Genomic DNA, 13,338 nt, shown 5'->3' on the forward strand with positions numbered 1-13,338 from the left:
CAATCACTATGCAATCAACACTGCGTCATCATCTCAGGCATCCGCGGAAAGGGATCAAGCCGTTGCTTTTGCTATTGCTGGCAACCGCTCCTTTTGCTGAAAGCTATTCTGCCTACAGCCAGGCACTCAAAAATGTAGTTCCCGGCATGCAAGTAAAAACGGGTAGTCTTACGAATGCCATTTCCACGCTGGAAAAGAAGGGAGGCGTAAAGATCTCTTTCGACCAGCGCGCATTGGCCAACGTGCAGGTAGCACAGCATTCCTGGAAAAATGAAACCGTATCGCATATCCTGTCTGACCTGTTGAGCAATACAGGCTTGCAGTTTGAAGAACGCCAGAACACCATCCTCATCTATCCCGGGAGTAGCGCTACACCAGGCGAAACACGCCAGGAGCGCAAGATCACGGGAAAGGTATCGGATGCCAACGGCCCGCTCATCGGCGCAGTAGTAGTGATCAAAGGCACTACCAAAGGCGCCATCACCGATGTAAACGGTAACTTCTCCATCAGCACGGCCAATACCGGCGATGTGATCCTCAGCATCTCTATGGTAGGTTATAAAACAGTAGAGGCTACCTTCAATGGCGCGCCAATCAATGTAACCATGGAAGTGAGCAGCAAAGAGCTGAGCCAGGTGCTGGTAGTAGGTTATGGCTCACAGAGCAAAACCAAGATCACCGGCGCTATCACAGATGTGAAGCTCGACAAGCTCTCCTCCCGTTCTGTAAACAGCGTGGAAGAAGCATTGCAGGGCAAGGCTCCCGGCGTGGTAGTACAAAACCAGGGCGGCGACCCTACCTCCGCTCCTAAAGTATATATCCGCGGTACAGGCGGTATCAACGGTGAAAACCCTTTGTATGTAGTAGATGGTACTATCTATGATGGTTTGATCAACCCGGCTGATATCGAATCGATGACTGTGCTGAAAGACGGTGCTGCGGCCATTTACGGCGCACGCGCCTCCGGCGGTGTAATCCTCATCACCACCAAAAAAGGCAAACAGGGTAAGATGAGCATCAACCTGGATGCTAAAATGGGCGTGCAGCATACCTATAAAATGTTGAAAGTGCTGAATGCAGCTGAATTCAACAATGTCATGAACCAGGCTTATGACAACGCCGGCGTAGCCAGGAACCCGGCCTATGATCCTGCTAAAAACCCGGATGGCAACATCACCCGCACCAACTGGCTCGACGCTATCACGCAAAGCGCCATGGTACAGGAATACAACGCAGACCTCAGCGGCGGTAATGATAAATCCAAATACTTCATGGGCTTCGGTTACCGCAAGCAAGACGGTATCCTGATCAATACCTTTAACGAACGTTATAATTTCCGCCTCAATTCCGAGCACCAGTTCAATCCCTGGCTGAAGATCGGTGAGAATCTCTCCTATGCTTTCTCCAACGGTAACGGCGCTAACACTACCAACGCTTATACCGGCGCGCTCCTCACCGCCATGTACTATACGCCCAGCGTAACGCCTTACAAAGCTGACGGCTCCTACAACGGCTTGCCTGATGCGTGGGCCAATGCTTATGGCGATGTGATCAATCCCGTTGCTTACCTGAAAAGACTGGATAGCAAAAAACCTAAAAACTTTTTGCTGATCAATCCTTATATCGAGGTTAAACTGCCATTAGACCTGACTTTCCGCTCCAACCTTGCAATAAACAAAGTTTTTGAAACAGATAAAACTTTCACTTCACGCGTACTCGAAACAGGAAAGAAATTCGACTTCAACAATCTCGAACAATACAATAGCAATTCCAACGATCTGCTCGCAGAGCAAACACTGACTTACGACAAACATTTTGGTGGCCATAGCGTAAATGTAGTGGCAGGTTACAGCTATCAACAGTCTAAACGTGAATATTTCGATCTGTTGGTAACTGGCTTCAACGACGAACGGCCCGAATTTCGTTACCCACAAAATGCTGACGGCGTAGATCCGAATGGCTTCTGGGGTGGGATCGAAAAATCCGCGTTGGAATCTTACTTCGCACGTGCGAACTATGATTACAAGGGCAGGTATCTGTTATCACTCATCGGCCGCCGTGATGGTTCTTCATTGGTAGCGCCGCAGAACCGCTACGCCAGCTACTACTCTGCTTCTGCCGGCTGGGTGATCACCAACGAAGACTTCATAAAGAATCTCTACATCGATCATGCGCTCAGCTTCCTAAAGATCCGCGGTAACGTTGGTAAACTCGGTAACCTCGCCAGTCTTCCATCAGGTGCTGTAAATCCGCTGCTGTTAAAAACCAACACTTACTTTGGTACAGGATCTACCATCTCCCGTGGTTATGCTGAAAGCGCCATTGCTAACCTCAATATCAAATGGGCCAGCTCCCGTCAAACCAATATCGGCCTGGATGCAGGTTTCCTCGACAACAGGTTAACATTGAACGCTGACTACTATATTAAAACAACACAAGACATGCTGCGTCAGCGCGCACCACTGAGCACAGACGGCGTGCCTAAAGGTACCTGGTCTAACGTAGGCGAAGTAAGAGATAATGGTATCGAGCTGGGGCTGACCTACAACAGCAAAGCGGGCAGCGACTTCCAATACAGCATCAGCGGTAATCTTTCCACTATTAACAACAAAGTATTGTCGCTCGGATTTGATGATAAAGTATTACCTACTTCCGATATCAATATCCGCAGTTCCATCACCCCGGTTAGAATAGAAGTAGGTCATCCGCTCTATTCCTACTATGTAGTGAAAACAGCCGGTATCTTCCAGAACCAGGCAGAGATTGATGCTTATGTAGATAAGAACGGTAATAAAATACAACCCAAAGCACGTCCGGGTGATCTGAAATTTGTAGATGCCAACGGCGATGGCAAGATCGACAACCTCGACAGACAATTCGTTGGCTCTCCTTATCCTAAATTCACTTATGGCCTGAGCTTCAACGGCAGCTACAAAGGTTTTGACATCAACATTTTCTTACAGGGCGTACATGGCAACAAAATCTTCAATGCCCTCAAATACACCGGTCTTGCGCCACTCGTAACAGGCCAGGGTTACAACCTGCTCGCCGATGTGAAGAACGCCTGGACGCCAACCAATACCGGCTCCAACATTCCACGTGTATCCATCACCGATCCTAACGGTAACTTCGGTACTACTTCCGACTGGTACATCGAAGATGGTTCTTATATGCGCGTGAAAAACGTGACACTCGGTTATACATTGCCCGATGCCTTGATCAAACGTGCAGGCATCAACAAACTGCGTGTATACGTTACCGCTAACAACCTGTTCACCTTCACCAAATACAGCGGCATGGATCCTGAAGTAGGTACCGATACTTACGGTATTGACCTGGGCCGTTATCCGCAGGCAAGAGGTTTCCTTGTAGGTCTGAACCTGAATTTCTAAACTATCAAGCAACACAAGAAAATGAAAAAGCTCATTTATACCCTTTCTGCACTTGCTGGTATTGCCCTTACAAGTGCTTGTAATAAAAAGCTGGACGTTGTGCCGGAAGGCTCTCCTTCGCTGGCTAATTTCTGGAAAACATCGCAGGATGCTACCAGCGGCATGAATGCTGCATACGATCAATTTGATGATGAGAACTTCTACGGACGTGGATGTTTCTGGTTCATCGATGCCAGTGATGACATGGTAGTAGGCCGTGGTAAACCGGAAGCCGAGAATATCAAAAACTTCAATCCTTCGTTTATTGGTGGCAGTTATACTGAGGGCCAATGGTCATTGCGCTATATCGTGATCAAACGCGCCAACGATGTGCTGCGCTATGTACCCGGCATCAATATGGATGCACAGCTGAAACAACGCTATCTTGGCGAAGCTTACTTCCTTAGCGGCCTGATGTACTTCCAGCTGGCCTATAACTATGGCGACAGCCGCGCAGGGGTTCCTATCGTAAGCAAATACAATCCTACTCCAGGCGTTGTAGTACCGAGAGCAGCTAACGTAAACGTGAACTACGACTCCATTATCACTGACCTGAAGCACGCAGCAGAGCTGTTGCCTTACTTCGATACTTACAAGCCGGAAGACTACGGCCACGCACATAAAACGGCGGCCTTTGCCTATCTCGCTAAAACATATCTGTATAAGAAAGATTATGCGAACGCAGAAAGATATGCCGACTCTGTGATCCTCAGCGGCAAACACCGCCTGTTGGATAATTTCTCTGATGTGTTCACCATCGCTAACAACTGGACATCTGAATACATCTGGTCCGCTTACAGCACCGCAGCTGGTAACAGCGGCTGGGGCAGCATCCTGCCGGGTGTAATGCTCGAACTCACCGGCTGGGGCAAATACAATGGCTGGGGCTATTACATGCCTACCCGTGAACTGGTACAGGAATATGAGCCGGGCGATAAACGCCTCGCTGCCACCATCCTGCAACCGGGCGACAAATTCAAATACTTCGGCGACTCAATGGTATATCAATCCAGCAACAGCCGTTCCGGTTATCAGTTCCGTAAGTATATGGAGCCATTTGGTTATAAAGATCCAATCGGCACTTATCTCAGCCGCAATGGCGACCACCCCACCACAGCGCTGAATCCGCCGCTGCTCCGCTACGCAGAAGTGCTGCTCATCAAAGCAGAAGCAGAGCTGATGCAAGGCAAGAATGCAGATAACGAGATCAACATGATCCGTAAACGTGCTGGTCTTGCACCCATCACCGGCGCCACCATGGCCAACCTCAAACACGAAAGAAGATGCGAGCTGGCCGGCGAATGGGCCGACCGCCACCGCGATCTCGTAAGATGGGGCGATGCACAGGCAGCCTACGCAAAACCACTCCATGGTTACGATCCCGTGAAAGTAATATGGCCCGCCCGTACCTTCGATCCAGTGGTAAACGCCGTATGGCCTGTTCCACAACGTGAAATTGACGCCAGCGGCGGCAAGATCGCGCAGAACCAGGGCTGGTAAAAAATATGTGAGAATTTTCGGATTTTCGGATTTTGGGATTTTATTTTACTGTATCTCAGATCAGGAAATCCGAAAATTCGAAAATCCGAAAATCTACAAATTTTGAAAAAGCTGTTTCTTCTCCCGGCGCTGATACTCGCTATTAACGTGCACGCACAAACGAAAACATACAGTATCGCGCAGGCCCACTCCCACAATGATTATGAGCGGAGTACTCCCTTCTACGAGGCCGCTTCTCTCCGCTTCGGTTCTATTGAAGCTGATATACATTTGAAAGATGGTGTGCTGTATGTAGCACATGACCATAAAGATATCCAGGCCTTCCGCACTTTCAAGGAAATGTACCTGCTGCCTGTAGTGCGTCAGTTTGCCGTTAATAACGGTAAAGCCTACCCGGATGGCAGCCCGATGCAATTGCTGGTAGATATAAAAACTGAAGGCCGCTCTACGCTCAAAGCCCTGCAGGAGCTGCTAATACCGTACCGCCAGTACTTCGACCGTAGCGTAAACCCGGAAGCAGTGAAGATCGTGCTCTCCGGTAATGTGCCACCGGCTGCTGAATGGAACCAGTACGATCCACTCTTTTTCTTTGATGGACGGCCAGACAGCACCTACCCTGCCAGCCTGAAACCCCGCATCGCTATGGTCAGTGTGAGTTTCACCAATTACTCAAAATGGAACGGCAAAGGCACCCTTACCCCCGCCGATCTCGAAAAAGTAAAACAGGTGATCGACAAAGCGCATGCACAAGGCTATCCTTTCCGCTTCTGGGGCGCCCCTTCTTCCAAAAGCTGCTACTATAAATTAATGGACCTCGGTGTAGACATCATCGGCACCGATAAGCCCACAGAACTCTACGACGTGATCAGCAATACCGCCAAAACCACTGTGGCCGGGCTTCCTGTACACGAAATATATACGCCTACCTACGCCTCCGATGCTACACAGGTACGTTCCAAAAACGTGATCCTGATGATCGGCGATGGTACTGGCCTTGCGCAGATGTTTGCCGGTTACACGGCCAACAAAGGCGCCCTCAGCCTCTTTAAAATGAAGCAGCTGGGGCTTTCCAAAACACAATCCATAGACAACTACCACACCGATTCCGCCGCCGGCGGCTCCGCCATGGGCACCGGCGTCAAAACCAATAACCGCGAGATCGGTATGGACAAAACATACGTATCTATCCCTGTGCTCTCTGAAACCCTTGCGCCGAAAGGCATCCAGAGCGGCGTGGTAGTGACCGAAGAAATCACCGGGGCTACACCGGCGTCTTTCTACGGTCATACCACCGACCGCGACAGCACCCGTCTCCTGGCGCAGGCGCTCACCACCAGCCCGCTCCAACTCGCGGTAGGTGGCGGCAAGGAAGATTTTGACCAGGACCTCGGCCCGCAATGGCAGCAACAGCTCGCCGCCAAAGGCGTTTATGTAGTGGATAACCTGGATAACTGGAACGCACAAACGAAAAACAGGACCCTGGTGATCCTCAGCAATAAAGCGGTAGGCTCCATGCAACAAGGGCGCGGCGACTACCTCAAACGCGCTGTGAAAAAGGCTTTGCAGCAACTGAACGCCTCCGGCAAAGGTTTCTTCCTGATGGTGGAAGGCTCCCGCATCGATCATGGCGGCCACTTCAACGACCTGGACTACCTCGTACGTGAAATGCTCGACTTCGACGAAGCCATCGGAGAAGCGCTGCGCTTTGCCGACCAGGATAAACAAACCACGGTGATCGTAACAGCAGACCATGAAACCAGCGGCCTTGCCCTCATGGATGGCGATATCGCTACCGGCCAGCTGCGCGGGCACTTCGCCACCAACGACCATACCGGTATCCCCGTGATGGTATTTGCCTACGGTCCTAACTCCCAACTGTTCAGAGGCGTATACGAAAACAATGAGATCTATGCCAAGATGCTCCAGTGCTTTGGCATCCGGAAATAGAATTTTTGAATTTATGGATTTACGGATTTATGGATTTAATTGGAGCGGAGATGACTACATTGTTCATCTCCGCTCCAATTAAATCCATAAATTCCAAAATCCCAAAATCCCTTATAATAATTGTTGCAATACCGGATCAGTGTAGTCATTCACGAATGCGATGATATTATTGTATGCGGCAAATTCGTCGCGTGTATGCATAGTTGTTAGTACCACTGCTTTCATACCGGCGTTGGCGGCGGCTTCCACGCCTTTAGGCGCATCTTCAAATACGATACAGCGGCCAGGTTCAACACCAATGGCAGCAGCGGCTTTCAGGAAAACCTCGGGATCAGGTTTGCTGTGCGTAACATCCGCCGCGCTGATCACCGCTTTGAAATAGTGGCGGATATCCAGGTTATCCAGCACATAGTTGATATTGAAAGTATCAGCGGCCGTACCAATTGCCATGGGAATATGTTTCGCCACCGCCTGGTCGAGAAACGCAGGCAGACCTTCGATCAGCGCGAGATGCGGCCGGAACGCTTGCTGGTACAGTACTTCCTTCTCATGCGCAATTTCCCGCATCTCTTCCAATGTAAAATGATCTTTTCCGAAAACACGGGTCAACAATTCCTCGTTCTTGCCATACATGTGCCCACGTACCGCTTCTTTATCAAGGTTAGCACCCAGCCGCTGTAACATGTTATACCATCCTTCCAGGTGATAGGTCATGTCATTGATCATTGTGCCGTTCATGTCAAAAATAAAAGCCATAAATATTTTGGTATTTATTGATTTACGAATTTTCGGATTTGATGGACGAAAATAAGGCCCCATTCTCAAATTCGAAAATCCGTAAATCCCAAAATCCGTAAATCCGTAAATTTTCAATTACTCTTCTTCTACTTTATTTTTCATCTTCATCAATAGCGTGTAGGCGTTAGCCGTTACTATTTTCTCCTGCGGGAGCGCTTTTCCGCCTGGGCTGGTGATAGCGGTATAACCGTTGCTGGAAGCGCCTTTCTCCACCGGCCACAGTTCAAAGGTGTGCGCATCGCGGGCGATGAACACATAGTTCTTGTTCTCCCAGCGCAGTACGGCATCATCCGGAACGGCCTGCACTTCTTCGCCGCTCACTGCTACATCTGCATTCATGAACATGCCAGGCACCAGTTTCGTATCATATTTTTCAAAATGACAATGCACTTCGCCGGCCCGCTCTGCATCGAGGTTGCGGGTAACGAGGATGATCTTCGCTTCATGAATATCTTCCGGATGCTCATTGGTAAAGGCTTTTACGGTTTGCCCCACTTGCAGCGCGTTGATATCTTTTTCAAAAACGTTCAGGTTGAGATGAATATCGGAGGGATCGATGAGCTCACAGATCACCTCAGTAGGACTTATATATTTCCCGGTATTCACTTTCACCGTAGCCACGTAACCATTGATCGGCGCGGTGACGGGTATGCTGCGCGAAATATTCTGTTCGCTGAGACGATCCGCGCGGATGCCGATCAGCGCCAGCTTTTCAGAGAGCGCGCGCACCGTTACCTGCTGCGCCGTATATTCTCCCTGCACCTGCTGAAACAGTTTATCACTGCTCACTTTGTTGAGGTTCAATTCTTTTTGCCGGTGGTATTCCTGTTCGAGGAACTGTAATTTGGCGTTGGCAGCGAGGTAGTCCTGCTGTAGCTGGATGAACTGTATATCTTCCAGTACGGCCAATACTTCGCCTCTCGTGACGTGCATGCCAGGCAATAGTTTCAGCTGTTTCACATAACCGCCCAGCGGCGCGCTGATGCTCACCAGGTTTTGCGGCGGCACGTCGATCAGGCCATTCAGATGAATGGTGCGGCTGATCTTCAATTGCTGTGGTGCAGCGATGGTCAGGTGTGCATTCTTCAGCTGATCATCGTTGAGGGTAACGGTGTTACTATTATTGTTCGTTTGTTCTGCCGCCTTTGGCTGGCGGGCGTCGCCGCAGGCGGCGAGCAATATCATCAAACCTGCCAGGTATTTTTCCATGATACTAATTTTTTTTAATTCGTGCCTGTGATCTTTTCCAGCTGGAAGGCAGCCTGGTTGTAATTATCTTCTGCATTGAGGTAATCGTTCTGTACGCCGATGCCCTGGTTTACCAGCAGCACCCATTCCAGGAAACCGATGTTGCCATTCGCGATCTGCTGCGCGGCGGCATCGAGTAATTGCTGTGACTGGGCGAGGGCGGTATCGCGGTAATAGCGCAGGTTATCGGCCTGTTTGCGGTAATTGGCCAATGCGCTGGCATAGCTGTTTTGCAGCTGCACGCGGGTAGCCTCCTCGGCTATCTTCAGTTGCTGGTAATTGAGCGCGCTGGCTTTGATGAGCGCACGGTTGCCGCTGTTGAACAGCGGGATGCCCACCCCCGCCTGCACCGCAGAGAAACGCTTGCCGCCGCCATAGTAGGTTTCGGCGCCATTCTCGCGCTGGTAACCGATAATCGATTGATTACTGTATCCCAACATCAGATCAGGAAGCTGTTTTCTTTTTTCTTTTTGATAGAGATGAGCGCCCGCTTGGGTAAGATGCTGTTGCCGCTGTAACAGCGGATGTTGCGCGATCCAGCTGGTATCGGCGCTGAGGACCGGCGTATATTGCAGCGGCGCAGGTTCCGGGGCATATTGCACGGTGACTTCGCCCAGCAGAAAGTTGAACTGTTGCAAGGCGATCTGGATATCGGGTTGCAACTGTTGCAGCTGATGTTTCACCTGGCTGCTCTGTTGCCGTGCTGCCGTGGTTTCCACGATATTGTTCTCTCCCAGCTTCAAGCCCAGTTCTACTTTATTGACATACAAAGCATAGATGCTGTCTGCATAATGCAGCAGTCTTTCTTTTTCGTATAGCCATAACAGTTGGTAGTAGCTTTGTTTCACTGCGATCTGTATCTCTCGTTCCGACCATTGGCGGTCGGCCATGGCGGCGCGGTAATTTTCCTGCAAAGCTTTGCGTTGGCTGGTATATACAGAAGGAAAGCTGATAGTCTGCGTGATACCAATACGCGTATCATTGGCGATACTGTTCATCTGCCCATACTCTGCACCCAGCATGGCTTTGGAAGGATCGAATCCCGATCGCTGCAAGGCCTGCTGTTGCTGCGTTTGCAGGGATTTGCCCTGTAAGGCATAATTGTGTTTCGCGGCCATGTCCAGTGCAGCCGGCAGCGGAATGCGCTGTTGTGCAAAGGCAGGCGTGCCAGATACTAACAACAATATGACAACTGCCGCTACGCCGCCACCTTTGCTGCTGCGGCCTTTTCCGAACATCAGGTAAAGGGAGGGCAGCACAAGCAAAGTGAGGATCGTAGAGGTCACCAGCCCGCCGATCACCACAGTGGCGAGCGGGCGTTGCACTTCTGCGCCGGCGCCGGTGCTCAGCGCCATCGGCAGGAAGCCAAGAGAGGCCACCATGGCCGTCATCAGCACGGGACGCAAACGATCTTTCGTGCCTTGTGAAATAATCTCCATCATATCTTCCATACCATCTTTTCTCAAACGGTTAAAATGACTGATCAATACAATGCTGTTGAGCACTGCCACGCCAAACAAGGCAATAAAGCCGATGCCTGCGGAGATGCTGAAAGGCATGCCCCGCACCCACAGCGCCAGCACCCCGCCGATGGCCGAGAGCGGGATGGCGGAATATACCAGCAGCCCTTGCCGGATAGAACCGAATGCAAAATATAACAAGAGGAATATCAGCAGCAGGGCAACGGGAACGGCTATACCCAAACGCGCTTTTGCGGCAGCGAGGTTCTCAAAGGCGCCGCCATAAGTTATAAAGTAACCCGGCGGCAAATGCAGCTGGCGGCCTGCTTTGGCCTGCAGCTCTTCCACCACGCTCTGCACATCGCGGCCACGTACATTGAAACCAACGATGATGCGGCGTTTGGCATCTTCGCGCTGTATCTGGTTAGGACCATCCACCACCTCGATATCCGCCAGCAGGCCCAGTGGCAGCTGCTGCCCATTGGGTGCGGGGATAAGCAACTGGCGCACATCTTCGGCCTGTGTACGCAAACTGCTGTCCATGCGCACCACGAGGTCGTAACGCTGCTCGCCTTCGAATACATAACCGGTGCTTTGTCCTGCGAAAGCAGTATTCAGCACCTGGTTCACCGTAGCGATATTGAGGCCGTATTGCGCGATGAGCGGGCGTTTATATTTCACTACGATCTGCGGCATGCCCGTTACTTTTTCTACGTATAAACTTTTTGCGCCGCGTATGGTGCTGGACAGCGCGCCCAGCTTTTCCGCGTAGATGGCCAGCGAATCGAGGTTTTCACCGAATATCTTGCACACCACATCCTGACGGGCGCCAGTCATCAGTTCATTGAAACGCATCTGCACAGGATATTGAAAACCGGTGGTAATGCCGGGCACAGTAGCCATCTGCTCTCCCATCTTCTCTGCCAGTTCATCAAAACTTTTGGCAGAAGTCCATTCTTTCTTGTCTTTCAGGATCACCATCATATCGCTCGCTTCGATCGGCATCGGGTCGGTAGGTATTTCTCCGCTGCCGATCTTCGTTACTACCTGCTGCACTTCGGGGAAGTGCTTCAGCAGTACGCTGGCGGCCTGTTGCGTGCTGTTGATGGTGGTATGTAAACTGCTGCCGGTAAGCACGCGGGTATCCACGGCAAAGTCGCCTTCTTCCAGCTGCGGGATAAATTCGCCGCCCATCGTTGATAATAACCACACGGCGCAGGCGAGTAATACCAGGCAGGTGAGGATCATCGTTTTCCTGAAATGTATCACACGCTGTAACATGCGCCCGTAGGCCTTTTCCAGCCATGCCATCATACGGTCGGCCAGCGTTTGCTTGTGGGATATTTTTTTATTGATGCACAAAGCGCTCATCATGGGCACATAGGTGAGCGAGAGGAAGAAAGCGCCGAGCACCGCAAAGGACACGGTTTGCGCCATCGGGCGGAACATCTTTCCTTCGATGCCGCGCAGTGTAAGGATCGGCAGGTATACTACCAGGATGATGACCTGCCCGAATACAGCGGCATTCATCATCCGCGAGGCGGCTGTGCTCACCTCGTTATCCATATGTTGCTGGTCTACCCGCTGCACCCCTGCATAGTCGCGCCCCTGCGTGAGCTTGTGCAGCACGGCTTCCACGATGATGACGGCGCCGTCTACGATCAGGCCGAAGTCGAGCGCACCGAGGCTCATGAGGTTACCGCTTACGCCGAAAGCGTTCATCAATATCACGGCGAAGAGCATGGACAGCGGTATTACCGATGCCACGATCAGCCCTGCGCGGAAATTGCCCAGGAAGAACACCAGCACCAACACCACGATCAGCGCGCCTTCCATCAGGTTCTTCTTCACGGTGCTGATGGCGTGATTCACCATTTTAGAACGGTCGAGGAAGGGTTTTATCTCCACGCCTTCCGGTAATGTTTTACTGATAGCGGCTACTTTCTTTTTCACTTCTTTGATGACGGCAGATGAGTTGCCGCCTTTGAGCATCATCACAACTGCGCCGGCTACTTCGCCCTGATCGTTGTAACACATGGCGCCATAGCGGTTGGCGCCGCCGATCTTCACGGTGGCCACGTCGCGCACCAGCACGGGCAGGCCTTTTTCAGAAGTTTTCACAACGATGTTGGCGATATCTTCTATGGACCCTGCGAGGCCTTCGCTGCGGATGAAAAGTGCCGTAGGGCCTTTCTCGATGTAAGCGCCGCCGGTATTCTGATTGTTTTGCTGCAGCGCATCGAAGAGCGCCGGCAGCGTTACATTGAAGGCTTTGAGTTTGGCGGGGTTTACGGCCACTTCATATTGTTTGAGCACACCGCCGAAGCTGGATACGTCGGCCACGCCGGGCGTGCCAAGCAGCTGGCGGCGGATGATCCAGTCCTGTATGCTGCGCAGCATGCGGGTATCATACCGGTTTTCGTAGCCGGGCTTTGGTTTCACCACATATTGATAGATCTCTCCGAGGCCGGTGGTTACCGGCGCCAGTTCAGGCGTGCCTACATCTTTTGGTAAGGAGGCCTGCACTTGTTGCAGGCGTTCGGACACCTGTTGCCGCGCCCAGTACACATCGGTATTATCGGAGAAAACGATGGTGACGAGCGAGAGGCCGAAACGGGAGAAGCTGCGTATCTCCTTCAGGCCGGGAATGTTGCTGTTGGCCTGTTCTATCGGGAAGGTGATGAGGCGTTCCACATCGGGGGCTCCCAGTGCAGGCGTTACCGTTATAACCTGTACCTGGTTATCGGTAATGTCCGGGACGGCATCGATCGGCAACAATGTAAACTGGTAGCTGCCCCAGGCCACCAGCGCTAGAATAAATAGTCCTATAATCAGCTTGTTCCGTATGGAAAACTGAATAATGCGGTTGAGCATATCCCATGGATTATATGCCTGTGCAGGAGCGCTGCGCAGGGCACATGTCAATAAATGTACCTGTTCACGTCAAGTAACGT

The 13,338-nt window shown here is 51.3% G+C and carries 6 protein-coding genes; 3 read left to right on the forward strand and 3 right to left on the reverse strand.

Translation table 11 applies throughout. The features are described 5' to 3' along the window. Window positions 1–8 precede the first annotated feature (8 nt). From FPG75_RS19150 to FPG75_RS19160, 3 genes are all read left to right on the forward strand, one after another. Window positions 9–3,392: a TonB-dependent receptor gene (locus tag FPG75_RS19150; RefSeq protein WP_143308831.1), complete on the forward strand. Its 3,384-nt coding sequence runs from the start codon at window positions 9–11 to the stop codon at window positions 3,390–3,392. 21 nt (window positions 3,393–3,413) lie between these two features. Beyond that, the gene (locus FPG75_RS19155; RefSeq protein ID WP_143308829.1) at window positions 3,414–4,931 is read left to right on the forward strand and encodes a RagB/SusD family nutrient uptake outer membrane protein; all 1,518 of its coding nucleotides are present in this window, start codon (window positions 3,414–3,416) and stop codon (window positions 4,929–4,931) included. Between the two features lie 102 nt (window positions 4,932–5,033). Then, window positions 5,034–6,878, forward strand: coding sequence for an alkaline phosphatase (locus tag FPG75_RS19160; RefSeq protein ID WP_143308827.1), 1,845 nt, complete (start codon window positions 5,034–5,036; stop codon window positions 6,876–6,878). A gap of 111 nt (window positions 6,879–6,989) precedes the next feature. Here FPG75_RS19160 and FPG75_RS19165 read toward each other — a convergent pair whose 3' ends face one another. From FPG75_RS19165 to FPG75_RS19175, 3 genes are all read right to left on the reverse strand, one after another. Continuing rightward, complete coding sequence (locus FPG75_RS19165) at window positions 6,990–7,640, reverse strand: HAD family hydrolase (protein WP_201748063.1); 651 nt, start codon at window positions 7,638–7,640, stop codon at window positions 6,990–6,992. 111 nt (window positions 7,641–7,751) lie between these two features. Beyond that, window positions 7,752–8,885: an efflux RND transporter periplasmic adaptor subunit gene (locus FPG75_RS19170; RefSeq protein ID WP_143308824.1), complete on the reverse strand. Its 1,134-nt coding sequence runs from the start codon at window positions 8,883–8,885 to the stop codon at window positions 7,752–7,754. A 14-nt stretch (window positions 8,886–8,899) separates the two neighbouring features. Further along, window positions 8,900–13,258: a CusA/CzcA family heavy metal efflux RND transporter gene (locus FPG75_RS19175; protein WP_143308822.1), complete on the reverse strand. Its 4,359-nt coding sequence runs from the start codon at window positions 13,256–13,258 to the stop codon at window positions 8,900–8,902. Window positions 13,259–13,338 lie beyond the last annotated feature (80 nt).

The sequence above is a fragment of the Chitinophaga vietnamensis genome, from assembly GCF_902167635.1.
Classification (GTDB): domain Bacteria; phylum Bacteroidota; class Bacteroidia; order Chitinophagales; family Chitinophagaceae; genus Chitinophaga; species Chitinophaga vietnamensis.

What these genes read in the sequence shown, in the direction of transcription:
- FPG75_RS19150 (WP_143308831.1), top strand. Translation starts at nt 9, where the DNA reads ATGCAATCAACACTGCGTCATCATCTCAGGCATCCGCGGAAAGGGATC.
- FPG75_RS19155 (WP_143308829.1), top strand. Translation starts at nt 3,414, where the DNA reads ATGAAAAAGCTCATTTATACCCTTTCTGCACTTGCTGGTATTGCCCTT.
- FPG75_RS19170 (WP_143308824.1), bottom strand. Translation starts at nt 8,885, where the DNA reads ATGGAAAAATACCTGGCAGGTTTGATGATATTGCTCGCCGCCTGCGGC.
- FPG75_RS19175 (WP_143308822.1), bottom strand. Translation starts at nt 13,258, where the DNA reads ATGCTCAACCGCATTATTCAGTTTTCCATACGGAACAAGCTGATTATA.